Below are 26,175 nucleotides of genomic sequence, written 5' to 3'. Positions count from 1 at the left end.
TTTCTAAGCTGTAGGTATAACTTTAGGGTGATGGATCGTTAACTGATGTCCTGTAAGGTCATATATATCCCCATCGCACATTACATGTACCACCATATTCTTGATAGAAACAGGCTGCCCCATCTCTACATCGGTTAAATTGGTATCCAGCATATTTCGGCCATCAACCAGGATAACCATTCCGGAACCTATGGCTTCCATGGTATTTCCATTTGAAATATAGAGCCCTGTATCCTCTCCCAGGCCTATGCCCAGAATGCCAGGGCTGCTTGCCGTGGCATACAGTAACCTGCCTATACGGCCGCGCTGCACAAAATGGGTATCAACAATAACACCATCTATAAAACCTAATCCGGCAGTGATCTTCACTTCTCCTTTTAATAAGGCATCTTTACTACTGCCCTGATAGATCATATTTTTAGAACTTGCAGCGGCGCCTGCAGAAGTGCCGGCAATTACGATTTCTTCATTTTGATATTTGTCCAGCATGATCTGATGGATAGCCGTACCACCGAAAATAGAAGACAACCTCAGCTGATCGCCACCGGTAAAGATCAGTACATCCGCATCCTTTACACGTTCACAATTCAACACATCATTAGCCTGTTCCCTATTATTGATATTGAGGACACCAACGTTGTGCACATCCAACTGTGCAAAAGCCTTAATATATTCTTCGCCAACTTTTTCAGGAATCAGGGAAGCTGTAGTGATAATTTCAAAACGTGATGTTGTATTCTTTACAGATTCCGTAGTGATACGTTTTAAAATCCCCCGTTCAAAAAAATTCATATTCTGAGGCAGGCCGAATTGTGTTTCCGTAAAACTTCCGGTATTGATTGCACCACCTATAATAATGAGTTTGCCTTTAGGAGCCATTTTTCTGTTTTCTAATGCTAAAATTTCAAATATATGCTCCTTAGACCAAATATTACCATAATTTCATCAGAATCTACACCTCTCTGAACATTTTGATGCTTAAATCACAACATTTTTGACTGTAAATTATTCATTTTTATGAGATTATATTTTTATATTATACCTGCGTTAGAGGTCGTCTCACAGATCAAAATTAAAGACAAAAACTTAGCAGGATATAACATATCAACTATTTGAATTATCTTGTTCCTCATTCTGGTAAGTTGACAATATTTATTCAACTGAAGAACACAATTAACAGATCACGAAAAAACAATACGATATTATATGAAAATACTCGGCATTCAAGTGCTAAGGGGACCAAACATCTGGTCGATCAACAGAAAAAAGTTAATACAAATGAGACTGGACCTGGAGGATATGGAACAGCGTCCCACCAACTCAATTGACGGATTTGGTGATCGCCTGGAAAAAATGCTTCCAACTTTATTTACCCACAGGTGCTCAAAAGGTGTTCCGGGCGGATTTTTCGCCCGCGTGAAGGAAGGTACCTGGATGGGGCATGTGATAGAGCATATTGCCCTTGAAATCCAAACCCTGGCGGGTATGGATACTGGTTTTGGAAGAACAAGGCAAACCAAAACAGCAGGTATTTATAATGTGGTATTCAGCTATCTGGAAGAGAAAGCCGGTATTTATGCCGCTGAAGCCAGTGTGAGGATTGCAGAAGCGTTGATCGACAACCAGGAATATGACCTCGAAGCGGATATCTTCCGTTTAAGGGAATTGAGACAAATGGAAAGGCTCGGCCCAAGTACAGGCTCTATCGTGGATGAAGCCATCGCGAGGGATATTCCATGGATCAGGCTGAATAAAAGTTCCCTGATCCAATTGGGCTATGGCAAAAACCAGGTAAGGTTTAGGGCTACCATGACAGAAAGGACAAACAGTATTGCCGTAGATATTGCCGGCAATAAGGATGAAACCAAACGCATGTTAAAGGATTCGGCCATTCCTGTAGCCAAAGGTGTTACCATTTCTGAGATAGAAGACCTGGAGGATGCCATTAAAACGGTAGGATTCCCATTGGTATTTAAACCACTTGATGGTAACCATGGAAAAGGAGCTTCCATTAATGTAAAAACCACGGAAGCTGCCGTACTGGCTTTTGAATATGCAAAACAGTATTCCAGGAGGATCATCATCGAAAGTTTTATCACCGGTTATGACTTCAGGATTCTGGTGATTGACAATAAAATGGTAGCTGCTGCTTTGCGCGTACCTGCACATGTAACAGGAAACGGCATCAGCACCGTTCAACAGCTGATCGACAAGGAAAATGAAGATCCGCGCCGCGGTTACGGACATGAAAATGTTTTAACAGAAATCATTGTAGACCGTGATACGCTGGACCTGCTGGCCAAAAAGAATTATACGCTGGAAACGGTAGTACCTAACGGAGAGTTGGTTTATCTGAAATCGACAGCCAATTTAAGTACCGGCGGTACTTCAATTGATGTAACTGACCTGGTACACCCGCAAAATATTTTTATCAGTGAGCGCATATCCAGGATCATAGGCCTTGATATCTGCGGAATTGATGTGATGGCACAAAACCTGACACAACCGCTAACAGAAAATGGCGGCGTGGTACTGGAAGTTAATGCTGCTCCGGGATTCCGGATGCACCTGGCGCCAAGTGAAGGACTGCCAAGAAATGTTGCAGCCCCGGTAATTGATATGTTGTATCCTCCCGGTAAATCGGCAAGGATACCGATCATCGCCGTTACAGGTACCAATGGAAAAACTACCACGACAAGGTTAATTGCCCACATTGTTAAAAGCAATGGCACCAGGGTTGGATTTACTACATCAGACGGTATCTATGTACAGAACACCATGCTGATGAAAGGTGATACTACCGGACCGGTGAGTACGGAATTTATCCTGAGAGATCCAACGGTAGAATTTGCCGTGCTGGAAACGGCCAGAGGCGGTATTTTAAGGGCTGGACTTGGATTTAACCGTTGTGATATTGGCGTTGTGACCAATATTCAGGAAGATCACCTTGGACTTTCAGATATCCATACATTATCAGACCTGGCAAGGGTAAAAGGAGTAGTAGTTGGTGCCATTAAAAGAGATGGCTGGGCAGTATTAAATGCCGACAACGAGTATTGTGTTAAAATAGCGGAGAGTGCAGATTGCAAAATAGCTTATTTTAGTATGAATGAGAACAATCCTGTGATTGTTGAACATTGCAAAAAAGGCCGTACCGCAGCAATTTATGAGAATGGTTATATCACGATCAAAAAAGGCGACTGGAAAATACGGGTAGAGAAAGTTACCCATATTCCTTTAACCTTTGGCGGAAGCGTAGAGTTCATGATACAGAATGTACTGGCTGCTACTTTAGCTACCTTTTTATGCGGTTATAAAATTGAAGATATCCGCATGTCCCTCGAAACCTTCATTCCTTCAGCTGCACAAACTCCTGGAAGGATGAACATTTTCAAGTTCAAGGAATTTAAGGTCCTGGTAGATTTTGCACATAATCCAGACGGCTTTAACGGTATCAAGGATTACCTTAAAACCGTAGAAGCAACCGAGCATATTGGCGTGATTTCCGGAACGGGCGACAGGCGTGATGAGGATATTAAAGAAACTGCGCGGATTGCTGCAAGGATGTTTGATAAGATCATCATCTGTCAGGAAAAATACCTGCGTGGCAGACAACAGCAGGAAATTATTGATCTGCTGATCTCGGGCATACATGAAGTAAAACCTGATATAGAGATCATCATCAATAATAACGGGGCAGATGCACTGCAGTTCCTGGTGGCTACGGCAAAATCGGGTTCTTTTATTACTATTTTAAGTAACACGATAGACAATGCCATTGAAAAGGTAACCGAACACCTGGACAAGGAATTTGGCATTTACAATTCAAAAAATTAAGTCATAAAAAAACCGCAGCGTTCACTGCGGTTTTTTTTATTTTAAAAAGAGATTATGCTTTATTGGCGTCTCTTAAAGCTTTGATTTCATCATGTGAAGCTCTCAGCTCAGTCTTTTGCTCGGTGATCAATGCTCTTGTATCAGCAGATAATCCTTCTTCTTCCAAAGCAGATTTATAAGCTCTTTGTGCAGCATCTTCACCTGCTTCGCAGTTATTTAAGATAGTCTGACGATCGTGACCAGTAAAAACTGCTTTCACGTCCATCCATGCACGGTAAATTTTACCTGATGTGGTTGTACCTGTTTCCAGTTCAGTTCCAGTTCCCTGAACAGCAGTGGCCAAAGCCAGTTTATATTTATGGCTTTCACCAATCATTCTTACAAATAATGCTTTCAGATCGCTGTCCTCTGGTTGTAATTCTTCAATAGCTTTTTCATAACCAGCTACTCTGTCATTATTAATTTGGATCAGGTCGTTTAATGTTTCGGGGTTAATTGCAATATTTTCCATTTTTATAGTTTTTATAGATGTATGGAAACAACACTATACCTATAAAAATGTTTTTACATTTTTTGCAGGGGAAGATACCCTAAATGAAATTCATCACTTTCGGCTCCTTCCGCCGGGAATATGGAAAGTGAGAATTTTTCTTTGAGTGCTGGCGACAGTACATCTTCGATTTCAAAAACGTCATCTACGTCTACGCCATATTTATCATCAACATGAGATGGCGCCCCTTCAAAACCAGTATGTTGATAAAAAGCGGTTTCCTTAGCCCTTTTTATCGCCGCTGATTTTTCTTTTTCTATGACCAGCATCTTGTAATGCGGTTCTTCAAACTCACCAGGTTTGTAGCCGCCCAGATTAAGGAAAAACAGCTTATCACCACTATTATAGTCGCTATCTTTTTCTACTACTTCTATCCTGTATCCATCAACGCTCGTAACTTCCCGCCAGGCATCTACATGGATCTTTCCATCGGCTTCAGGCCAGAAATTCAGCACATCAGGAACAATACTATTTAAATCCTCTCCTATGGTAAACAGCACATCATGCTGTTCAGTATATCGTCCGGGTGGGGTGCAGCCCACTAAAAGCATATATAATTTCATTGCGTTAACGGCTTAGTTCTTCTATTAGTTTTTTTGCTCTTTCTTCAATGGTGAGGAATACCGGGTCAAATAACTGATCGTCATAATAAGGATCGGTTACTTCCAGGTCGTCTGTTAAAAATAGCCTTACCTTTTTGCGTTGCTCCTCATTTGCTGCCAGCTTTAGTACATCGCGCAAATTGTTCCTGTCCATCACCAGGATATGGTCGTACTCTTCCAGCATCTGCCTGTTAAAATGCTGCGCCCGCTGTTTGGAGATATCGTAACCATAACCTTTAGCCACAGCAATACTCCTTTTATCTGCCGGCTGCCCAACATGCCAGTTTCCTGTTCCGGCAGAAGCTACCGTCCAGCCTAGCTTTTTTTCCTCGGCTAAATGACGCACGATACCTTCCGCCAGTGGCGAACGGCATATATTACCTAGGCAAACCATCAGTATCTTCATCCTATCCGTAAATTGTATTCAGTATCTGGGCCAAACGTATACCACCTTTTAAAAGTTGCTCATTCATCAGATCTACAAACTCAAAATTATAGCGGTAGCTCAATTTATCATCAACTTTTGTTGCAGCATATATTTTGTTGGCCGCCAGATAAGATTCGTATACACAATCTTTCAAGGGCGTATGTTGCCATTGAGCCAATTGCTCTTTTGTAGGATGATTAATTGCTGCTGCATACTCTGTATAACTCAACTGCTGGTAATCAACCAGTCCCTCATCCCAAACGCGGTGCAGATTTGACTTCTGCCCAAACCAGGTCACGCTGATTTTATTACCGCCCAAATCATCTTTTCTTCCGGTATGCAGCGGCTGATGAATATCTCCAAGGAAATGGATCAATAAACGCATAGCCATTTTTTGCTGCCCGGCAGTCTGCTTTTTATCTTTAAGCTGGGCAATCAGTTCAGGAATCTTATTGTAAACATTAGCCTGTTTATCAGTATCCAGAAAATTAAACACCCCATGCTGATCCAGATCGGCAGGAAGGTTCACATAATGCCAGCTGCTCAGGTAATTGTAAGTACTGTCAGATTTAATGAAATCCGGCCAGTTACTGGCCATCGCAGGACTTTGGTTACCTAAAACCTCATACACCGCTTTACGTGCTTTTGCTGTTAAATAATAATCCGCAATCTGCCCTACTATTCTATGTCCCGTCATCCCCCATGCACCGGCATTCAATGGCAAATAAGCGATCAAAACAATCGCTATAAAAAGTTTCTTTACTAGGTTGATTTGAATCATTTGGTCAATTTTTATAAATCCTGGGGTATACACGTTATTTTTTGTTTCAGCACAAGGTCTACATCTCTCAAGTCACTCAGACTTTGCAGAAAAAGGTGTTTGGCATCTTTAGATTTTACAATAAAACTCTTTCTGTAGATACCGATATTAAAACATCCGGAAACTTTTTGTTTGTAATTCGATTTGGTGTAAGTCCCTTCCAGGAACAGGCTATCCTTCCTTACCTCATAAACTCCTTTGGCATATTCTTTCCAAACCCCGTTATTGTAACAGGGATCTTCATAGTAATTCACTTTAGAATGTGTGGTCATATCCACATAAAAAGAATCACAGGTAAACTTGAACTTCTGCTGCGTATAGTTTAACAGTTTTGCCGAATTGGCAATGCTGTCCTGGTTCCATACACCTTGCATAAATGTCTGTCCATTACCCTGAACGTTTGGGCGTCTCTCACAACCGAGAAACGCCATCAAACCAATCAGCATAATGAGATAATGGTATTTATTCATCTTATTTTAAACTACCTACCATATCTTCTGGTTTTACCCATTCTGTAAACTGCTCGCTGGTCAGCAAGCCCAGTTCTACAGCTGCTTCACGCAGTGTTTTATTTTCTTTATGTGCTTTTTTGGCAATCTTAGCCGCATTCTCGTAACCGATATGCGGGTTTAATGCCGTTACCAGCATCAGTGAATTTTCAAGGTGTTTTTTAATTTCCGGTAAATTAGGTAAAATGCCTACCGCACAGTTGTCATTAAATGATACACAGGCATCACCTATTAACCTGCCCGACTGTAATACATTAGCCGCAATAACTGGTTTGAAAACGTTCAGTTCAAAATGTCCGTTACTTCCGCCTATGCCTACAGTTACGTCATTTCCCATTACCTGTGCACAAACCATGGTCAATGCTTCCGGCTGTGTAGGGTTTACTTTTCCCGGCATAATAGATGATCCCGGTTCATTATCAGGAATAATGATCTCTCCTATTCCTGAACGTGGTCCTGAGCTCAGCATTCTCACGTCGTTGGCAATTTTCATCAACGCTACTGCGGTACGTTTGTAAGCTGCAGAAAGTTCTACCATCGCATCATGTGCTGCCAGTGCTTCAAATTTATTTGGTGCAGTCACAAAAGGAAGTCCGGTTAAGTCGGCAATTTTCTGTGCTACCAGTACATCATACCCTTTTGGGGTATTTAATCCTGTTCCAACAGCGGTACCACCTAAAGCTAGTTCAGTGATCATTTCCAGTGCATTTTTTACTGCCCTGATGCTATTGGTGATCTGTTGTGCGTAACCAGAAAACTCCTGTCCCAGGGTTAATGGCGTAGCATCCATAAAATGGGTCCTGCCGGTTTTTACGATATCTTTAAATTCTGTGGCTTTTGCCTGCAGTGTGTGCTGTAATTTTTCTAATCCCGGAAGCGTGATCTCTACAGCCTGTTTGTAGGCCGCAATGTGCATCGCTGTAGGATAGGTATCATTTGACGACTGTGATTTATTTACATCATCATTTGGATGCAGAATTTTCTTTTCATCAGCCAGGTCGCCTCCATTCAGTACATGTGCACGGTAGGCAATCACCTCATTTGCATTCATGTTACTTTGCGTTCCTGAACCCGTTTGCCAGATTACCAGTGGAAACTGATCATCTAATTTTCCTGCAATCACTTCATCACAGGCTGTCGCAATCCATTGCGCTTTATCGGCTGCCAATACGCCCAACTCCTGGTTAGCCAGTGCTGCGGCTTTTTTCAAATAGCCAAAAGCATGTATAATTTCCTTCGGCATCGACGCTTCCGGACCAATTTTAAAATTATTACGTGAACGTTCAGTCTGTGCTCCCCAATATTTATCAGCAGGCACCTGCACTTCGCCCATGGTGTCGTGTTCGGTTCTAAAATTCATTTTTTTATATTTTGTCTCAAAAATAAGCTTTATATGTATACGTGAATGTAACGACTCTCATAATCTTTAAAATTCTTTTTCGTTTAAAGCGTTAATATTGTTTATTTTTCCGGCTTCAAAAAACACATCTATCTATTCATGAATTATCGTACCATTCTACCCGTGGCTTTCCTGGCCACATTTCTTTTTAGTGCCTGTTCCCATGCCGAAAAAAAACTGCCGGCACCTACACTTGTCCGAACTCCAAATGATGATAAGGCCGACGAAAAGCTGCTTGCTTATAATCCTGCCAAAGGCGATAAATGGATTGCCGAGTTTGTACAGAACCTGCACAAAAAATATGGTTTTAATGGAAATATGCTGGTTGCCAAAGACAATAAGATCCTCTACGAAAAGGCAATTGGATGGGCCGATTACCTGCACCGCGATAGTTTAAAGATCAGTTCTGAATTTGAACTGGCCTCTATTACCAAAACCTTTACCAGTGTTGCCATTATGCAGCTGGTGGAAAAAGGAAAAATAAATCTGACCGACAATGTAAAAAAGTTCTTCCCTAACTTTCCCTATGAGGGGATTACCGTTAAGTTATTGCTTTCGCACCGTAGTGGGATGATGAACTACGTGTATTTTACAGATGGCATCTGGAAAGACAAGAAAAAACCAATGAGCAACATGGATGTGATGGACCTGATCGCTCAATATAAACCAGCACGGTATATCGCTCCCGATGTGAAATTCCATTATAACAATTCCAATTTTATGGTGCTGGGTTCAATTATTGAAAAAGTAACCGGAAAAAAATATGCGGATTACATGATGGAGAATGTTTTTAAACCTGCCGGAATGAAACATACCCATGTATATTCTACCACAGTTTATAAAAAAATACCGGTAGACGTAGTAGGGCACGACCGCACCTTTAAGTATTCTGTAGTGCAGAATTTCTTAGACGGACCTGTTGGTGATAAAGGAATCTATAGTACAGTGAATGATTTGGTCTTGTATGATAAGGCTTTAAAAAATGGCAGATTGCTGAAACAGTCAAGCCTGGATTCTGCTTATACCGGTCACAATAAAGCCGTGAACGGTCACTTTAACTATGGTTATGGCTGGAGAATGTTTGATGGTGAGAACGGACGTAAAGTGGTTTACCACACCGGCTGGTGGCACGGTTTCAGACATATTTATGTGCGCGACATACAGAAGAACATTGTTATCGTTTTCCTTGGAAACCTAACCAACGGCAGCTTGCTGCATTTGGATGAATTATACAAACACTTAGGTGTTCCCGTGATAAGAAAAGGTGCATATACAGGCACAGGTTCTATGCCTGGAACAGACGAAGATTAAGATATTTTATCTAAGGCAATACCCCTGCTTTTTTTATCTACGAAACGTTTGAGTAAAGCATTTTGAGGTAAAGAAAGCAGCGGGTCTTCCTGAAAGATTTCAATGACCGTATTTCTGGCTTCCAGCAGGATCTGCTGATCCTTCACCAGGTTGGCCAGTTTAAGGTCCATTACCCCGCTTTGCATCGTTCCTGATAAATCACCAGGCCCCCGCAGTTCAAGATCAATCTCTGAGATCTCAAACCCATTGTTGGTCATCACCATGGTTTCCAATCGCTTCCGGCCTTCTTTACTTAACTTTTGTCCTGACATCAGGATACAATAAGATTGTTCGGCACCCCTGCCTACACGCCCCCGCAGCTGATGTAATTGTGACAGGCCAAATCTTTCCGCATTCTCGATGATCATCACCGAAGCGTTCGGTACATTTACACCTACCTCTATCACAGTAGTAGCCACCATAATTTGTGTTTTACCTTCTACAAACCGCTGCATTTCAAACTGCTTATCCACGTTTTTCATTTTTCCATGAACAATACTGATCTGTAAATCTGGCAGGGGAAACTGATAGCGCATTTGCTCGATGCCCGCTTCCAGATGGAGCAGGTCTAATTTTTCGCTCTCTTTGATCAGCGGATAGACTACATAAACCTGCCGGCCTTTGGCAATCTCGGTTTTCATAAAGCCAAACATCCGCAGCCGCTGTCCCTCAAAAAAATGTTTGGTTTCAATAGGCTTCCTTCCCACAGGCAGTTCGTCGATCATGGATACATCCAGGTCCCCGTAAACAGTCATTGCCAGCGTTCTTGGAATAGGTGTGGCAGTCATCACCAGAATATGGGGCGGAATATTATTTTTGCGCCATAATTTAGCCCGCTGTTCTACGCCAAAACGGTGCTGCTCATCAATTACTACCAGTCCAAGGTTTTTGAAGATTACTTTATCTTCTATCAGCGCATGGGTACCCACCAGAATATCAATCTCTCCGGATTCCAGCTGCTGATGTAACATTACCCTTTGTTTTTTTGTACTGTTGCCGGTAAGGATATCCACACGGGCTACCTTTCCATCCAGCAGGGAAGCTATCGAATGGTAATGCTGACGGGCCAGAATTTCCGTAGGTGCCATGATACAAGCCTGGAATCCGTTGTCGTTAGCCAGCAGCATGCTCATCAGGGCAACTACGGTTTTACCACTTCCTACGTCTCCCTGTACCAGGCGGTTCATTTGTATGCCACGCTGTGTATCGATCCTTATTTCCTTGATTACCCTTTTCTGCGCTCCTGTCAGTTCAAAAGGCAAAATATCTTTATAAAAAGTATTTACCCTTTTCCCCACAGTACTAAACAGGTGTCCTTTGAACTTCAGTTCCCTGAATTGTTTACTGCTCAGCAACTGCAGCTGGATAAAGAACAGCTCTTCAAACTTTAGCCTGCGTTCGGCATGCTGTAAAGCCCCGCTGTCTTTCGGAAAATGAATATTTAACAGTGCTTCCCTGCGGTTAACCAGCTGATATTTTTCAAGGATATAGGAAGGGAGTGTTTCTTTTACTTCGGCCAGACACTGTTCTATAACCAGTGCCTGCATCTTCTGTATTCCCTTACTGTCCAGCGAAAACTTCTTCAGCTTTTCTGTAGAGTTATATACAGGCTGTAAGGTAAGGTTGCCCGTAACCGTAGTTGGACGAGGATAAGTTTCGAGTTCGGGATGGGAAATGCTGAAGGAGCCGTTAAATACCGCAGGCTTGCCAAATGCAATGTATACCTTACCACGCATCACATTTTCCTCCACCCATTTCAGGCTTTGGAACCAAACCAGCTCTATCGTGCCCGTCTCATCGGTGAGGCGGGCAACAATTCTCTTTTTATGTTTCTCACCGATCGTTTCCTTGCCGGTGATCCTTCCCAGGATCTGCACGTAAGGAAGATCTGGCGTTAGCTCAGAGACCTTATAGAACCGTGTTCTATCGATATAACGGAAGGGGTAATAACTCAGCAGATCAGCATAAGTAAATATACCCAATTCCTTCTGTAAGATTTCGGCGCGTTTAGGCCCTACACCTTTCAGAAATTCTATCGTGGTATCTAGATCAGAAGCAAACAAAATATTGGTTGGGATTATCCCTTATAAGCAATTACAGATATCTCCACATTTACTCCTTTTGGAAGTCCTTTTACAGCTACTGTTTCTCTTGCCGGGAAATCAGCTGTAAAATATGATCCGTAAATTTCATTTACCTCTGCAAACAAAGCCATATCAGATAAGAATATAGTGGATTTCAGCACGTGCGAAAATTCAAATCCGGCCTCTAATAATACGGCATTCAGGTTACGCATTACCTGTTCAGTTTCATCTTTAATAGATTCCTGTGTCAATTCTCCTGTTGCAGGATTGGTAGGGATTTGTCCCGATACATATAAAAATCCATTCGCTAATACAGCCTGACTGTAAGGACCTATTGGAGCTGGCGCATCTGTGGTATTGATTATTGTTTTCATTATATGACGTGAGTAAGTTTTAAAATAATGCCAATCAGAAAAATAGATATCGCCAGCACATTGATCACATGCATGATTTTGATATCTATACTGGTGGGCCTGGCGGGATCTCTCTTTCTGAAAAAGTACATATCACAAATGTATAAAATAAAGTCTCATTTGGCTATGTATCCCCGGCCTATACGATAGATAATCAAAAAAAAGGGCATAAAAAAAGGCCCCGATAAATCGGGGCCCGTTTTTGTATGTTGTTTAAGAAATATTAGTTTCTTGAAGTTTCAACACGACGATTTTGGATACGACCTTCTTCAGTATCGTTAGAAGCGATTGGATTAGCTTCACCAAAACCTTTTGTAGTCACTTGACTAGCGTTAACTCCAGAGTTAACTAAGTAAGTTTTTACAGAGTTTGCTCTATCTTTTGACAATTTCAAGTTATATGCAGCAGTACCTTCGCTTGAAGCGTAACCTTTTACTAAGGCTTTACCACCGTTTTCACGTAACACTGAAGACAATTTGTCTAAAGTAGGGTAAGAATCAGTTTTTAAAACTGAAGAGTTGAATTCAAATTGGATAGTTTCGAAACCAGTTAAGTTGCTAACAGGAGCAGCAGCTACTGGTACTGGAAGTGGACATCCTGAACCATCAACAGCAGTACCTGCAGGAGTTCCTGGGCATTTGTCGAATTGATCAGAAACACCGTCTCCGTCACTATCTTTTTTCAAATCTTCAACAGATTTTTCAACGTTAGTAACACGAGTTTTCAATGCTTCAACTTCTTGACGTAATGAAGGGTCTTTCAACTCATCATACATGATCGCCAATGGGTTAACCCATTCCAAATCCGGTTTGTTTTTCGAACCTAATGAGAATTCTAATCCAGCATAACCGTATGAGAATTTATCTTTAGTTGTTCCTTTTGCATAAACTCCATCAAAGTTATCACTGTCAATGAAGTGCATAGTGTAACCTAAGTTAAAAGCAACACGGTCAGAAACTTTGAATTTCACACCAGCACCAACTGGGATATAAGCTTCTTTAACGTATTTGTTGTTTCTGTCATCACCAGCGTGACCTTTCCAATCAACAACGCTTCCGTCTGCATAAGTAACTTTAGGAGCATAAGCAACTAAACCGTAACCAGCAGTAATGAAGAAGTTAACTGAATTTGCACGACGTAAGAAATCTACAGTAGCAACGTTAACAACACCACTAATGTCAGCTGCATAACCGATTGAAGTTTTGAAAGATGTAGTTCCAAACTGAGTTCCGTTTGGCTCATCTTTGTTAGTACCAGAAACTTTTCCGCGGAATAAGTTAGCCTGGATACCAAAAGCGTTTCCTAATTGTTTCTTAACAAAAACACCGTAACCTAAGTTAACGTCTTCGTTTGAGAAATCATTAGAACCACCGATGGCTAAGAACGGAGATAAAACACCACCGTTAACACCAACTGACCAAGTTCTGAACTGGCCTCTTCCACCAAACGTTTTGGCTGAAGACGAAGTAGCTGTAGAATCTGTTTGTGCAGACGCAAGAGTCGTAACTCCAATCGCTGCTACAAAAGAAACTGCTAAGCCCTTCTTTAAAGTAGAATAATTCATAATTTTTCTTTTTTAAGGTTAAACAAATTTAAACTGTATAATTTTTTTGTGTAGCAAAATTAAACAAAATTTTAATTCTCACAACAGCTATACAAACTCCGTTCCAAATTTAACACATTTTAAGATTTCGATATTATTGACTTTATTTGCCAATATAGTCAATCATTACATGAAGTACCAGGATATAGAAAACAGATTGTTCGTTGAAAACAGAATTAAGTTCCGGAAACTCCTAAAGAACAACTCTTTAGCTATCTTTCAATCCAATGATGAATTTCCTAAAAGTGGTGATCAGGACTTCCCTTTTAAGCAGAATGCCGACCTGTTTTACCTCTCTGGCATCGATCAGGAGCGAACAATTTTGTTGATTTACCCCGATTGTCCTAATCCTTTGTATCAGGAAGTCCTTTTTTTAAGACAGACAAATGAGCATATAAAAGTGTGGGAAGGGCATAAATACACCAAATTAATGGCGCAGGAAGCCTCTGGTATACAGAATGTTCAGTGGCTGGAAGATTTTGACGGCATTTTGAACAGTATCATCCAGTATTCAGAACATATATATCTGAATATCAATGAAAATGTTACATCCACCTATAGTATTGCTGACCGTAATATCCGCTTTATTGAGCAAATGCGGACAAAATATCCTTTACATCACTACGAAAGGGCCGCACCTTTGATGCGTCAGCTCCGCGATTGTAAGTCGCCGGAGGAGATTAAACTCATTCAAAAGGCATGTGACATTACCAAAGATGCCTTTATACGCGTGCTCCGGTTTACCCGCCCTGAGGTAGCGGAATATGAAATTGAAGCAGAAATTATTCATGAATTTATCAGGCAGCGGGCTACAGGACATGCCTATCCGCCCATTATAGCTTCGGGTGTAAATGCCAACATTCTTCACTACAGCAGCAACAATCAAGCGTGTAAAGAAGGCGACCTGATCCTGATGGATTTCGGCGCCGAATATGCAAATTACAACGCCGATTTGTCACGCACCATCCCTGTTAACGGCAGGTTTAGCACCAGACAAAAAGAAGTATACAACGCAGTTTTATCCATCATGAAGGAAGCGAAAAAACTGATGTTACCCGGCACTTCCGTGAAAGATTACAACCTGCGCGTAGGCGAGATCGTAACGGAACAACTGATCAGACTGGGACTATTAACTACCGATCAGGTGAAACAACAAACCCCTGCTTTCCCCCTGTATAGAAAATATTTTATGCACGGAATCAGTCATCATTTAGGCCTGGATGTGCACGATTTTGCCAATCGTTATACGCCCTTTAGCGAAGGAAATGTACTCACCTGCGAACCGGGGATATATATTCCTGAAGAAGGATTTGGCATCAGGCTGGAGAACGACATCCTGCTTACCGAAAATGGCAATATCGATCTGATGGCAACTGTCCCTATTGAAGCCGAAGAAATTGAAGAAATCATGAATACTAAAGCTTAATCCTGATGTCCATACCAAAAATCATACACCAGACCTTTAAGACTTCCAGTCTTCCTTTTATTACCCGCTGGCACATTGCAGGCTTCAGAAAAAAGAGCCCCGATTATGCTTATGAATTTTATGACGACGAAAGGATCGACCGTTTTCTTCTGGAAGAATTTGGCAAAGAAATCCTATCCTTATATAAAAGATTAAATATTGGTGCTGCCAAAGCAGATTTCTTCCGCTATGCAGTACTCTATAAAAAGGGAGGGATTTATGTAGATATTGACAGTGGTATTAACGGAAGTCTTGATGATTTTATCCGGCCGGATGATACTGCTATCATTACCCATGAAGGAGATCCTTCACTATTTGCACAATGGGCATTGATCTACAGTCCCGGCCATCCTTTCCTGGAAAAAACAATGCAGCTGGTCATGGAAAATATCCGCCAGAATAAGTATCCTCATGATGTACACAGCATGACAGGCCCTTTTGCTTATACAGAAGCCATCAATAACTGTCTAAAAAACAATCCTGACATTCCTCACCGCGTATTGGGTACAGATTACAATGGATTTTTGAAAGTGAAATATAAACTAGGGAAGTTCTTTCTTTATCAAAAAGGTGATCACTGGAAAAAGAAACAACTGACTACGCCTGTACTTAAGCCATTGGTTTAAATTACTGCCGGGTATATGCTGTTATAAAACGGTACAAATTAAAATCATTCTGCTCATAAGCCTCAGCCAGTTTTTGCTGCAAGTCTTTTTTAGAAATGTCTTTCATCCTGTTATTTTGTATCAGTCTGAAGGCTTTCTCTGCATAAAGAAATAGTTTTTTTTCGTTTTTCTGTTTCCCGGAAAGGCTAAGCCAATGCATTAATTCTGTTATCCCCTCCTGTTTATCCGCAGTAGTTTTAAATACCGGCACACTGTGAGTACGCTGATGAAGCATTTTTTTTAATTGATTAGCGAAAGTATCAGCCCCTTCACGGTCGCTCTTATTCACTATAAAAGCATCTCCGATTTCCATCAAACCAGATTTGATATGCTGGATCTCATCCCCGGCTTCGGGAACCAAAACAATAAGGGTAAGATCTGCCAGGCCTGCAATTTCAATTTCCGATTGCCCTACCCCAACAGTTTCTACAAAGATATAATCGAATGCCCCGCCTTTTAATACATCGGTCATCTCTATAATTTTAGCAGAAAGGCCGCCTACAGAACCACGTGCAGCAACAGAACGGATAAATACATTTGGTTTATTAAAATGCGCAGCCATCCGCACCCTATCGCCCAGTAAAGAACCCAGGTTAAAAGGAGAGGTTGGATCTACCGCCAGAACAGCAATCTTTTTATCCTGCCGGCTCAGCTGTTCAATCATGGCATTCACCAGTGTACTTTTCCCTGCTCCAGGTGGGCCGGTTATACCGATAACAGGGATATACTGATCAATTTCTATCGTGTTCAGTAATTCGATACTGCCCGGCAATTCATTTTCAACTAATGTTAAAGCCCTGGCCAGAGAAAGATAATCACCCTTTTTTATTTCAGATAAAAATTGCGGTATGGTATTCATTGATAAATCTATCTTTGTTGCAAAGAACCAGAATATATATGCTCCGGCAAAATAAATTTATTCATAGATCTTTATAAAAACAATATACACTGATGAAACCTGCATTAGCTTACAGCTTACAAAAAATGATGAACAAGCTGATGCAAGCTTCATAAACGATAAAAAAATACATACCCATGAAAGTAAGCGGCTTCACTTATATGCGGAATAGTTTCAAGTACGGATATCCCGTGATTGAGTCTATTAAATCTATACTTCCTATATGCGATGAGTTTATAGCTGTAGTTGGCAAATCAGACGACGGAACCCGTGAGGCCATCGTAGCTATTGGGTCTGACAAAATAAGGATTATAGATACCGAATGGGATGATGAACTGATTAAAGGAGGGAAAGTTTTTGCGCAGCAAGCTAACATTGGGCTAAAAGCTGTAACAGGCGACTGGGCATTTCATATCCAGTCGGACGAGGTTTTCCATGAAAATGACCTTGCTGAAATAAAAAAAGCCATGGAAGATAACCTGGAAGACAAAAAAGTAGAAGGTTTTCTTTTCAATTTCATCCACTTTATTGGCGACTACAAACATATTGGTACTACCCGAAAATGGCACCGACGGGAAATCAGGATCATTAGAAACGACCCCACCTATTATTCTTATAAAGATTCGCAGGGATTTAGGAGTTATCCCTCATTAACCGACTACCAGAACGAAACCAACAGCAGGAAGCTCCGTGTGAAATTACTGAATGCCCGTATATTTCATTATTCTTATTGCAGAAATCCCGATCTTTTGCTGGGAAAAGCCAAACGCTTCAGCAATTATTACCAGTCTGAAGAAAAAACAGCAGAGCGTTTCGCCGCTTATGATACCTTCGATTTTGAAACTGTAGCTGATATCCTGGCCCCTTTTAATGAACCGCATCCGGCAACTATGCAGCAAACGATTAAGAAGCAGGACTGGGTGTTTAAACATAATCCCAATAAGGTAGACCTCTCTCCAAGAAGGATGATGTTACACCGGATTGAAATGATCACGGGATGGAGAATAGGGGAATATAAAAACTATAAGTTGTTAAAATAAGCGCTTGACTGCTATACCAGTACAAAATTTGTACCTTCGCTAAATTTTCTCATTTTCATGAAGACTTATTTCCGATTACTTTCCTTTGCAAAACCTATAGAAAAGTTTGCTATACCTTATATACTGGCAACCTTACTAGCTATATTTTTCAATACATTTAACTTTGCACTGTTATCCCCTTTACTGAGTACACTTTTTTCTACCGGTAAACCATCTACAGAGACATTGGCTGTTGTTGGCAAATTAGATCTTTATGGTCAGTTTAAAAACTACATCGCCCTTACCATTGCCGACGTAGGAAAATTAGGTGCATTAAGAATTGTGTGCGCAGTTATTCTCTCCTCCGTATTACTATCTAATTTCTTCAGGTATCTATCACAGCGTTTTATGGAAGATTTAAGGGTACACACCTTACTCAATCTCCGCAAAACAGTATTTAGCAATGTGATGGACCTTCACCTTGGTTTTTTCAACAACGAGCGTAAAGGAGATATTATATCCAAGGTATCTTCTGATGTTCAGGTGGTACAATTTACAGTAACGAATACCCTGCAGGTGGTGTTTAAAGAACCTGTTCAGCTAATCTTTTATGTATTTGTACTCTTCAGTATTTCTTTAAAACTCACCTTGTTTTCCCTGTTGATTATCCCTGTTTCAGGGTTTATCATCAGCAAAATTGTTAAAAGATTGAAACAGCAGGCAACAGCAGCACACGAGTCTTTTGCGAAGATGATTGGATTTTTAGATGAAGCGTTGAGCGGGGTTAAAATTATCAAAGCCTTTAACTCTACTAACAGGATAAAAGAAAAATTTGATGCAGAGAACCGTTTTTATTCCAATTTAAACAGGAAAATGGCAAGGAGGCAGCAATTGGCCTCTCCCGTTTCCCAGGCACTAGGAATCTTAGTGGTAGTGATCATTGTGCTTTATGGAGGTGGATTAGTAATCAGCGGCAGTAAAGAATTTTCCGCTTCAGATTTTATTACTTACATCGCTATCTTTTCACAGGTAATGCAGCCCGTAAAAGCTATCAGTGACTCTTTTAGTGGTATCCATTCTGGTATTGCAGCAGGCGAAAGGGTGCTGGCGCTGATTGATACCAAACCCGAGATGGTGAATAAACCGGACGCAAAGCCAGTAACAGCATTCAACGAATCACTCGTTTTTGAAAATGTATCATTTAGCTACGGAGACAAAGAGGTATTGAGCCATCTTAATTTAGTGGTTCCAAAAGGAAAAACTATAGCGCTGGTAGGCCCTTCCGGAGGTGGAAAAAGTACATTTATGGATTTAATACCCCGGTTTCATGATCCAAAAAGTGGTGTGATAAAAATAGACGGAGTGGATTACAGAGATCTTACCGTTGAAAGTATTCGGGAAAAAATGGGTACTGTAAACCAGGAGTCCTTCCTTTTCAACGATACGATATTTAATAATATAGCCTTTGCAAAACCTGAAGCTTCAGAAGAAGAAGTGGTTGCAGCGGCTAAAATTGCCAATGCGCATGAATTCATCCTGCAATCTGCCAATGGCTATCAGACTTTTGTAGGCGACAGAGGAAACAGGCTTTCCGGTGGACAGCGCCAGAGGATCTGCATCGCCAGGGCGGTACTGGCAAACCCACCGATTATGCTGCTGGATGAAGCCACCTCAGCATTGGATACGGAATCAGAAAAACTGGTTCAGGACGCCCTGAATAAACTGATGCAAAACAGGACCTCTATTGTAATTGCCCACCGTTTAAGCACTATTCAGCATGCGGATACCATTGTAGTTATTGAAAAAGGTGAAATTGCCGAAACAGGAAGCCATATAGAACTAATGGCTAAAAATGGCCTGTACAGAAGATTAATTGATATGCAGTCGTTTGCAGATTAAAATAGTTTCCGTTACGATAAATTTCAAGACAACAGGCTCATGAACATCGCTTTTGACTGTGAACGGATGAAATATCCTCACACCGGTTTATTCGAATACTGTCATCACCTGGGCCTTGCATTAAAGGACTCTGCGGCGCTGCACGACCATATCAAGTACTATCTCCGCGACGGTGACCAGCAATATTTTGATCCTGCCAGTGAGTTCCTGGTCAGGAAGGTACTCCATAAGTTTATCTTTCCCAATTACAGTAAGGTCGATCTCTGGCATATCACGCATCAAACCTCAGTATACGTTCCTAAAAGCGATAAAATAAAGAAAGTACTCACTATCCACGATCTTAATTTTCTATACGAAGAAAAACCCGCCTGGAAGCAAAAGAACTATTTGCAAAAGCACCAGCGGAATATTGACAGGGCCGATCATATTGTTGCGATATCCAACTTTACAAAAAACGATATTCTTAAATACCTTCATACCGATGGAAAGCCTATCACAGTGATCTATAATGGCTGTGCCGATGTACCTGTGTTAAAAGACCTTAAACCTTCCTACCAGCCTTCCGCACCTTTTCTTTTTGCATTAGGTACAGTAAATGCTAAAAAAAACTTTCATGTTTTAATTCCTCTCCTGGTGAACAATGATATGGAATTAATTATCTCGGGAAGGATAGATCCTGCCTATCAGCAGAAGATCATGGACGAAGCGCAGAAATATAACGTAACCAGCCGGGTAAAAGTCACAGGACCTGTTTCTGATCAGGATAAAGCATGGTATTTTAAAAATTGCGAAGCCTTTTTATTTCCATCCCTGGCCGAAGGTTTCGGTATTCCTCCTATAGAGGCTATGAGATTTGGGAAACCAACTTTTTTATCCAGGACTACATCTTTACCTGAAATTGGCGGAACTGCTGCCTATTATTTCGATAATTATGATCCTGAACACATGCAGAAAGTATTTCGCGATGGAATGAACGATTACCAGCAAAAACAACCAGCAGCAGACATTATTAAACATGCGAGCCAGTTTAACTGGGAAACCAGTGCAGCGGCTTACTGGAAAGTGTACAAAGAAACCCTCACCAAATAAAGGACATTCATCATTTCTTTTGTGACGTAATATAATTTACAGCCTGTGTAAACTTCCGGAGCACCACATTCCAGTTATATTTATCAGTTACATATCTTTCTGCATTTCTTTTTAGCGATACCAGGTCGGTTTTATTTTCTATTAGCGCATCCAATGCCAGCCTGAAGCCCGAAAAATCCTCAAAGGTAAACCCACCCATACTTTCTTCAATATGGTCTTTAAGAACCGCAGAATGGCCATTGGCCACAACAGGAATTCCTTCAAGCATGCTTTCCAAAGTAACGAGAGATAAGCTTTCAAAAAGAGAAGGGATGATCAATGCGATAGCATCTTTTAAAAGAGCCTGTTTAATGTCTTCGCTTACAAAACCCAGACTGATGATCGCATCGTTTTCAGGAACATTCATGAATGCTTTCCCAACCAGTACCAATTTTACCTGATGACCTGTCAATTTTTTATACTTTAAAAAATAATCAATCATCATTTGACATCCCTTGCCCTTGTCAATTCTTCCGATATAAATAAAATAAGGTGCCTCAGATTTCAAAATATCACTGGATTGATATTCCTTTTCAGGATGGTACCGCTCAATGCCTACACCAGCGATGTCAGTATAAATATCACCGTTATCGAATAATTGATTAACAAAATTCTTTTCAGCTTTGGTATTGTACAGGATCACCTTAGGCAATTTAAAAAAACTTCTAAATCCAGGCAGATAGATTGCAGATTCATCATGTGCCGTAGGGATGAGTATCGATTTTTCAGGAGCTACCCTTAACCCGTATAACGTGGGAAAATATAAATAAGTAAAAAAAATAAGTGCGGTGTATTCTTCCTGATGTTGCTCCAGGTAATTAATCAGACCGGGAACAAAGGGCCCCTGTGCTTTGGCCAGGGCATAACTTTCCTTTTCCAGATCAGCGGGGCTCAATTGCTGGTCTACTTTTTCCAGCAAACCAAAAAATCTCAATATTTTATGCCAGGCAGACCTTTTACCTAATTTTTTGCTCAGGCGGCGAATTTCACGCTGGTCCCTTTCCTGAAGTGCAGGAAACCTCCTTACTGTAATGTCATTAACCAGGGTTTCCCCCTCCGGATATTCGTTAGCCCAGGTAGAATGGCTTTTAGCGCAGGAGGTCAGAATTTCGATTTCAAATAAGGGGGTCAGCTTTTCTGCCAGTATTCTGCAATGGTACTCGGCCCCGCCGTTTACCTCCAAACCATATCGCTGAACAATCATTGCGACCCTTTTTTTACTCACCATTTTATCCAAAAAAATTGACCTACAATAATACGCATTGGGTCATGACAATTGTCATCTCCATCCCAATAATCGTGATTTAACAAAAATTAACTTAAAATAGCCTTACCTTGGGCATTATTCAGGTAATAAAAGCTAAATGTCCCTAATAATAAGTTATGAATGACAAAGTTTCGATAATTACTATAAATTATAACAATAAAACAGGTTTACAGAAAACAATAAACAGCGTTTTTGAACAGTCGTCTACAAACTTTGAATTTATAGTTGTGGATGGAAATAGTACCGATGGAAGTAAAGAATTATTAGCACTTCACAGTGATCAATTTACAAAATGGGTAAGTGAACCTGACAGTGGCATTTATAATGCGATGAATAAGGGGATTAGTTTGTCAACCGGCGATTATTTACTGTTTCTGAATAGTGGTGATTATCTGGCGGGTAAAGATGTGATTGAAAAGGTAATTGGCATGATTGATGGAAGTTATGGCATATATTATGGGGATATTATTTTTGAAGAACTAAAGCAGAAAAAAAAGGTAGTGTTCCCGGAGCAGCTAACCTTCAATTTTTTCTTCGCTGCTAATTTATCACACCAGGCCAGTTTTATCAAAAGAAAGCTATTTGATGAGCTGTTTTATTACAATGAAAAATTCAAAATAGCGTCTGACTGGGAGTTTTTCATCTATGCCATTTGTAAGCAGAATGTTCCTTACAAACATTTACCGCTATTAACTACAATTTATGATGGTACGGGACTATCGTCAAATGCAGTTAACTACGAAGTCATGTACCAGGAAAGGAGAATTTCCCTTCAAAAGTACTTCCCGGCATTTGTTGAAGACTATACCCAAATTTCACAATTTCAGGACCGGAGAGTGAAACAGCTGCTTTTCATCAAAAAACATTCGGTAGCCTGGAAAGTACTTAAAGCACTGATCAAAGGAATATTGCTGTTTCTTCCGAAAATGACTGTCCCGGAAGAAGAAGACAAAAATTAAACACACAATAAAATGTAAAAATATAATCTTTTCTATACAAATACGTTAACTAGGAATACAAAATAAATTAAATTAATATATTTGCAACCTGCTTATCTGATTGGGGTTCATCTTGTAAATGTTCCGGATTAATGCCGGAAATAAACATGGTTATAATGAATAAAGGGATTTCTATAATTGTTTGTACTTATAATGGGGCATTGAGACTACCTGAAACAATTAAACATCTTGCAATGCAGTCGGCCATTCAACAGCAAATGATGGAAATCATCATTGTTGATAATGCGTCTACTGATAATTCTGCTGCAGTTGCCATAAAGGAGTGGAAGAAATACGACTTAAATAAAGCCCGCTTTGTGATCGCCACAGAAGCGAGGCCAGGAAAGATCAATGCGCTGGAATTAGGGGTTTCCATAGCTTCTTATGAATATTTTATCATCTGTGACGATGATAACTGGCTAAGCCCTCAGTATGCAGAAAAAATGCAGGCTATCCTGGAAAACAACCCGAATATTGGTGCCGCAGGCGGAACAGGAATTGCCGTGGCAGAATCAGGTAAACTACCCCACTGGTTTAAAGATTTTGAAGAAGGTTATGCCACAGGGAAACAAGGTCCCACCACCGGCGACGTAACAGCCAGGGGACATTTATGGGGCGCAGGATTGGGATCCCGTACAGCCCTTTACAAAGACACCTACAAGAACTTTCCCTCATTTTTAACCGGACGCTTTGAAAAGTCCCTGACAGCCGGAGAGGATGCCGAATATTGCCAGCGTTTAATATTACAGGGATACAGCCTTTATTATAGTGAGGATCTTATTTTCCAGCACTTTATGCCATCAGCGAGATTAACTAAAGAGTATACAAGAGCCCTTTTTAAGGGTTTTGCAGACAGCAACCAGGTACTCGATAAATATTATCTGGCTAACAAGCTCATTGCAAAGTGCAAGAAAAATAAGTTTGCCAGCATATGGATGCGCTTTACAGCTTACCTCAATGCAACGGTACTAAACCCATTTCAATATAAAGAAAAGCAGAAGGATATTCTTATCTTTTTATCCGGTGTTCAACCGAAAACAGATTCTATCATGGGAAAAATCAGGAAATTATACGAAGATAAATCGCGTACCAGTCTGAGACTTTAATTGAACTATGAACCCTGGCAGAATAGCATTAACATAAAAAAAGATTAAATAGCCTTTAGCTTTTTCAATACCCACTTTACCAAAAAAGGCTCCTGCAGATTTAAGACTTTATAATCACCGGAAACCATTCCAATATAGCTTACTAAGCGAAATGTTTTTTTAGGATTGCCCGCAAAAAAAAGCAATATATATCGTCTAAGCGTTTTAATGACAAAACTCCTCTCACTAACGCGTTTTTTTTCCAACTCCAAAATATACTCCGGAAAAACCTCTGCAACACAAGTACTGTAACAAACAGTTGTTCCATATGTCCATCTTTTCAGATAGTCGAAAGTTGTACGTTTGGCAGGTACAACATGAATTATCTTCAAATCAGGGGCAACACCGGCCGCAGCCCCCTTACTTATACAAAAAAGAATCATTTGTGTATCCTCACCACTACTCGTTTGTTCACCCTTTCTGCCAGTTAAAGAAAATTTATTCTGCTTTGCAAGTGACAGGTATTCCTCTAAATAAACCTTTTGAATACTTAATCCGGTACCATAAGGATAACAAGGCTGCCATAAGCGTTGATTGGAATAAGTAATGGCCCTTTCATGCCGATCCTGAAATGCTGTAAGAGCATAAGTCTCGAGTGATGGATCGATCCCACCAATAAAATTTACATCGACAGAACCAGGCCCCCAGGCCCCAACGTTAGGATAATTCTTATTGAGCCCGGCCAGCACCTGAATATAATTACGATCAGGAACATTGTCATCATCAAAAAAAACGATACATTCCCCGGCAGACTCCTCTATACCGGCCATCCTCGCATAGTTGAGCCCCTGTTCTTTAACTAAGAGAAGTTTTGTTTCCGGAACCCTGCTTAAAAAATCCCTGACATATTTCAGTTCAGTTATAGCTATTGTACTGTTATTATCTACGAGAATGATTTCCAGCTGTAATGCAGTACTGTCAAGTGTAGAAATGGCATCTAAACATCGGGAGAAAACTTTCTCATCAGGGTTATAAGTACAGATTATTATTGAATAATCAACTTTATAAGCTAAGGGCATACACAACAATTTAAAAATAGCACGATATAGGATAAGTTCAAAAATAAGGAGCAGAGCAGCTTTACTTTTGTTTATATTTGATCAAATATCGCCATTATATTATAAATATGGCCACATTAACATTCATTAACTAAACATCAACGTTGATGCCCAAAGTATCCGTCATCCTGCCAAATTATAACCATGCTGTTTATCTGACACAACGTATCGATAGCATTTTATCACAATCTTACCAGGATTTCGAATTGATTATATTGGATGACAACTCTAAAGACGATAGCACAAAAGTTATCGATACGTATAGAGGACACCCAAAAATCACTCATATTATATATAATGATGAAAATAGTGGAAGTACATTCAAACAATGGGAGAAAGGAATTGAGGTAGCCAATGGAGAATTCATCTGGATTGCAGAAAGTGATGATTGGAGCGAGAAGAACCTGCTTGAAGAACTTGTAACTGGGATAGAAAAAGATCAAAATTGTGTAATCAGTTATTGCCAGTCTTATTGTGTTTACGAAACAAATGTGATCAGCTGGGTATCACAGCACCCCTATCTTTCTGAACTAATGGAAGGCAGTGCTTTTATTAAGCAATACATGCTCATGAACAACACCATTTTTAATGCCAGCATGGTATTATGGAAGCGGGACCTATTTCCAAAAATCACAAAAGAATTTAAAAACTACAAGTTAAGTGGTGACTGGATATTCTGGATAGAATTAGCCAATCTGGGTAAGGTACATATCAGTGGCAGGGTGCTTAATTACTTCCGGAAACACGATAAGGATATAAGCGGAAAAGCTTTTAAAAGTGGCCTCAATTTTTTAGAAGCGCTAAAGATCATCAATTCACTTTATGAGCGCAATCTAGTCTCAAAAAAAGATTATCACGCTGCTTTTAAGATGCAGTTCAGAAATTACTATCCCATTAAAAACAGCCTGCCCCCGGAATTTAAGAAAGAAATAGATCTGTTATTCAAGCATCCGCTGACTGCAAAATCGTTGTATTATAAAATTCTGCTGAGTGCAGTATGGAGAAATATTAAATAATAACAGGCATAAAAAAACCCCGC

Annotated in this window: 24 protein-coding genes; 10 read left to right on the top strand and 14 right to left on the bottom strand. The window is 40.4% G+C overall.

The genetic code is table 11. The annotated features are described in order from the left end of the window. Positions 1 to 3: 3 nt before the first annotated feature. A complete protein-coding gene (locus GSQ84_RS07060; RefSeq protein WP_158796550.1) occupies positions 4 to 879 on the bottom strand; it encodes a cyanophycinase in 876 nt (291 codons plus the stop codon). A gap of 327 nt (positions 880 to 1,206) precedes the next feature. Between GSQ84_RS07060 and cphA the strand changes: the two genes are divergently transcribed. Then, positions 1,207 to 3,837, top strand: coding sequence for a cyanophycin synthetase (gene cphA, locus GSQ84_RS07055; protein WP_158796549.1), 2,631 nt, complete (start codon positions 1,207 to 1,209; stop codon positions 3,835 to 3,837). Positions 3,838 to 3,889: 52 nt separating this feature from the next. On the opposite strand, the gene GSQ84_RS07050 is transcribed toward cphA, so the two are convergent. The 6 genes from GSQ84_RS07050 to fumC are packed head-to-tail and all read right to left on the bottom strand — an operon-like array spanning position 3,890 to position 8,105. Beyond that, positions 3,890 to 4,348 (bottom strand): PA2169 family four-helix-bundle protein, encoded by a 459-nt coding sequence (locus tag GSQ84_RS07050; RefSeq protein WP_158796548.1) that lies wholly within the window; start codon positions 4,346 to 4,348, stop codon positions 3,890 to 3,892. Positions 4,349 to 4,401: 53 nt separating this feature from the next. After that, a complete protein-coding gene (locus GSQ84_RS07045) occupies positions 4,402 to 4,950 on the bottom strand; it encodes a DUF1543 domain-containing protein (RefSeq protein WP_216848887.1) in 549 nt (182 codons plus the stop codon). Positions 4,951 to 4,954: 4 nt separating this feature from the next. After that, entirely contained in the window at positions 4,955 to 5,395 is a 441-nt protein-coding gene (locus tag GSQ84_RS07040; RefSeq protein ID WP_158796547.1) for a low molecular weight protein-tyrosine-phosphatase, read from the bottom strand. 1 nt (position 5,396) lies between these two features. Further along, positions 5,397 to 6,197: a S1/P1 nuclease gene (locus GSQ84_RS07035; protein ID WP_158796546.1), complete on the bottom strand. Its 801-nt coding sequence runs from the start codon at positions 6,195 to 6,197 to the stop codon at positions 5,397 to 5,399. 11 nt (positions 6,198 to 6,208) lie between these two features. Next, positions 6,209 to 6,706, bottom strand: coding sequence for a fumarate hydratase (locus GSQ84_RS07030; RefSeq protein ID WP_254070799.1), 498 nt, complete (start codon positions 6,704 to 6,706; stop codon positions 6,209 to 6,211). 1 nt (position 6,707) lies between these two features. Then, positions 6,708 to 8,105, bottom strand: coding sequence for a class II fumarate hydratase (gene fumC, locus GSQ84_RS07025; protein ID WP_158796545.1), 1,398 nt, complete (start codon positions 8,103 to 8,105; stop codon positions 6,708 to 6,710). A 138-nt stretch (positions 8,106 to 8,243) separates the two neighbouring features. Here fumC and GSQ84_RS07020 point away from each other — a divergent pair, with 138 nt between their 5' ends. Then, on the top strand, positions 8,244 to 9,455 hold the full coding sequence (locus GSQ84_RS07020; protein WP_158796544.1) for a serine hydrolase: 1,212 nt from the start codon (positions 8,244 to 8,246) through the stop codon (positions 9,453 to 9,455). Here the strand turns inward: GSQ84_RS07020 and recG are convergent. The 4 genes from recG to GSQ84_RS07005 all read right to left on the bottom strand — a co-directional run bounded on the left by recG (position 9,452) and on the right by GSQ84_RS07005 (position 13,555). Continuing rightward, positions 9,452 to 11,557: an ATP-dependent DNA helicase RecG gene (recG, locus tag GSQ84_RS07015; RefSeq protein ID WP_158796543.1), complete on the bottom strand. Its 2,106-nt coding sequence runs from the start codon at positions 11,555 to 11,557 to the stop codon at positions 9,452 to 9,454. The genes GSQ84_RS07020 and recG overlap by 4 nt on opposite strands. A 14-nt stretch (positions 11,558 to 11,571) precedes the next feature. Next, the gene (locus tag GSQ84_RS07010) at positions 11,572 to 11,952 is read right to left on the bottom strand and encodes a RidA family protein (protein WP_158796542.1); all 381 of its coding nucleotides are present in this window, start codon (positions 11,950 to 11,952) and stop codon (positions 11,572 to 11,574) included. Further along, positions 11,952 to 12,083 carry a DUF6728 family protein gene (locus tag GSQ84_RS28345; protein WP_371416352.1) on the bottom strand — a complete coding sequence of 44 codons (132 nt, stop codon included), beginning with the start codon at positions 12,081 to 12,083 and terminating at the stop codon, positions 11,952 to 11,954. The genes GSQ84_RS07010 and GSQ84_RS28345 overlap by 1 nt, the downstream gene beginning before the upstream one ends. Positions 12,084 to 12,214: 131 nt before the next feature. Continuing rightward, positions 12,215 to 13,555: an OmpA family protein gene (locus GSQ84_RS07005; protein ID WP_158796541.1), complete on the bottom strand. Its 1,341-nt coding sequence runs from the start codon at positions 13,553 to 13,555 to the stop codon at positions 12,215 to 12,217. A gap of 169 nt (positions 13,556 to 13,724) precedes the next feature. On the opposite strand from GSQ84_RS07005, the gene GSQ84_RS07000 reads away from it, so the two are divergent. Both GSQ84_RS07000 and GSQ84_RS06995 read left to right on the top strand, forming a co-directional pair. Beyond that, entirely contained in the window at positions 13,725 to 15,020 is a 1,296-nt protein-coding gene (locus GSQ84_RS07000; protein ID WP_158796540.1) for an aminopeptidase P family protein, read from the top strand. Between the two features lie 5 nt (positions 15,021 to 15,025). Then, the gene (locus GSQ84_RS06995; protein ID WP_158796539.1) at positions 15,026 to 15,685 is read left to right on the top strand and encodes a glycosyltransferase family 32 protein; all 660 of its coding nucleotides are present in this window, start codon (positions 15,026 to 15,028) and stop codon (positions 15,683 to 15,685) included. Position 15,686: 1 nt separating this feature from the next. Here the strand turns inward: GSQ84_RS06995 and meaB are convergent, their stop codons facing one another. After that, entirely contained in the window at positions 15,687 to 16,583 is an 897-nt protein-coding gene (gene meaB / locus GSQ84_RS06990; RefSeq protein ID WP_158796538.1) for a methylmalonyl Co-A mutase-associated GTPase MeaB, read from the bottom strand. A 176-nt stretch (positions 16,584 to 16,759) separates the two neighbouring features. On the opposite strand from meaB, the gene GSQ84_RS06985 reads away from it, so the two are divergent. The 3 genes from GSQ84_RS06985 (at position 16,760) to GSQ84_RS06975 (ending at position 20,629) form a co-directional block, all read left to right on the top strand. Further along, the gene (locus tag GSQ84_RS06985; protein WP_158796537.1) at positions 16,760 to 17,662 is read left to right on the top strand and encodes a glycosyltransferase; all 903 of its coding nucleotides are present in this window, start codon (positions 16,760 to 16,762) and stop codon (positions 17,660 to 17,662) included. Positions 17,663 to 17,719: 57 nt separating this feature from the next. After that, complete coding sequence (locus GSQ84_RS06980) at positions 17,720 to 19,540, top strand: ABC transporter ATP-binding protein (RefSeq protein ID WP_158796536.1); 1,821 nt, start codon at positions 17,720 to 17,722, stop codon at positions 19,538 to 19,540. Positions 19,541 to 19,606: 66 nt separating this feature from the next. Then, a complete protein-coding gene (locus GSQ84_RS06975; protein ID WP_158796535.1) occupies positions 19,607 to 20,629 on the top strand; it encodes a glycosyltransferase family 1 protein in 1,023 nt (340 codons plus the stop codon). Positions 20,630 to 20,639: 10 nt separating this feature from the next. Here the strand turns inward: GSQ84_RS06975 and GSQ84_RS06970 are convergent, their stop codons facing one another. Beyond that, complete coding sequence (locus GSQ84_RS06970) at positions 20,640 to 21,872, bottom strand: glycosyltransferase family 4 protein (protein WP_158796534.1); 1,233 nt, start codon at positions 21,870 to 21,872, stop codon at positions 20,640 to 20,642. A gap of 179 nt (positions 21,873 to 22,051) precedes the next feature. On the opposite strand from GSQ84_RS06970, the gene GSQ84_RS06965 reads away from it, so the two are divergent. Both GSQ84_RS06965 and GSQ84_RS06960 read left to right on the top strand, forming a co-directional pair. After that, the gene (locus tag GSQ84_RS06965) at positions 22,052 to 22,894 is read left to right on the top strand and encodes a glycosyltransferase family 2 protein (RefSeq protein ID WP_158796533.1); all 843 of its coding nucleotides are present in this window, start codon (positions 22,052 to 22,054) and stop codon (positions 22,892 to 22,894) included. 155 nt (positions 22,895 to 23,049) lie between these two features. Continuing rightward, positions 23,050 to 24,039 (top strand): glycosyltransferase family A protein, encoded by a 990-nt coding sequence (locus GSQ84_RS06960; RefSeq protein WP_158796532.1) that lies wholly within the window; start codon positions 23,050 to 23,052, stop codon positions 24,037 to 24,039. Positions 24,040 to 24,083: 44 nt separating this feature from the next. Here GSQ84_RS06960 and GSQ84_RS06955 read toward each other — a convergent pair whose 3' ends face one another. Then, entirely contained in the window at positions 24,084 to 25,097 is a 1,014-nt protein-coding gene (locus GSQ84_RS06955; RefSeq protein ID WP_158796531.1) for a glycosyltransferase, read from the bottom strand. Positions 25,098 to 25,243: 146 nt separating this feature from the next. Between GSQ84_RS06955 and GSQ84_RS06950 the strand changes: the two genes are divergently transcribed. Next, the gene (locus tag GSQ84_RS06950; protein WP_158796530.1) at positions 25,244 to 26,152 is read left to right on the top strand and encodes a glycosyltransferase; all 909 of its coding nucleotides are present in this window, start codon (positions 25,244 to 25,246) and stop codon (positions 26,150 to 26,152) included. Positions 26,153 to 26,175: the final 23 nt, after the last annotated feature.

The sequence above is a fragment of the Pedobacter sp. L105 genome (genome assembly GCF_009765875.1).
Classification (GTDB): domain Bacteria; phylum Bacteroidota; class Bacteroidia; order Sphingobacteriales; family Sphingobacteriaceae; genus Pedobacter.
This window is presented reverse-complemented; position numbering and strand designations above follow the sequence as displayed.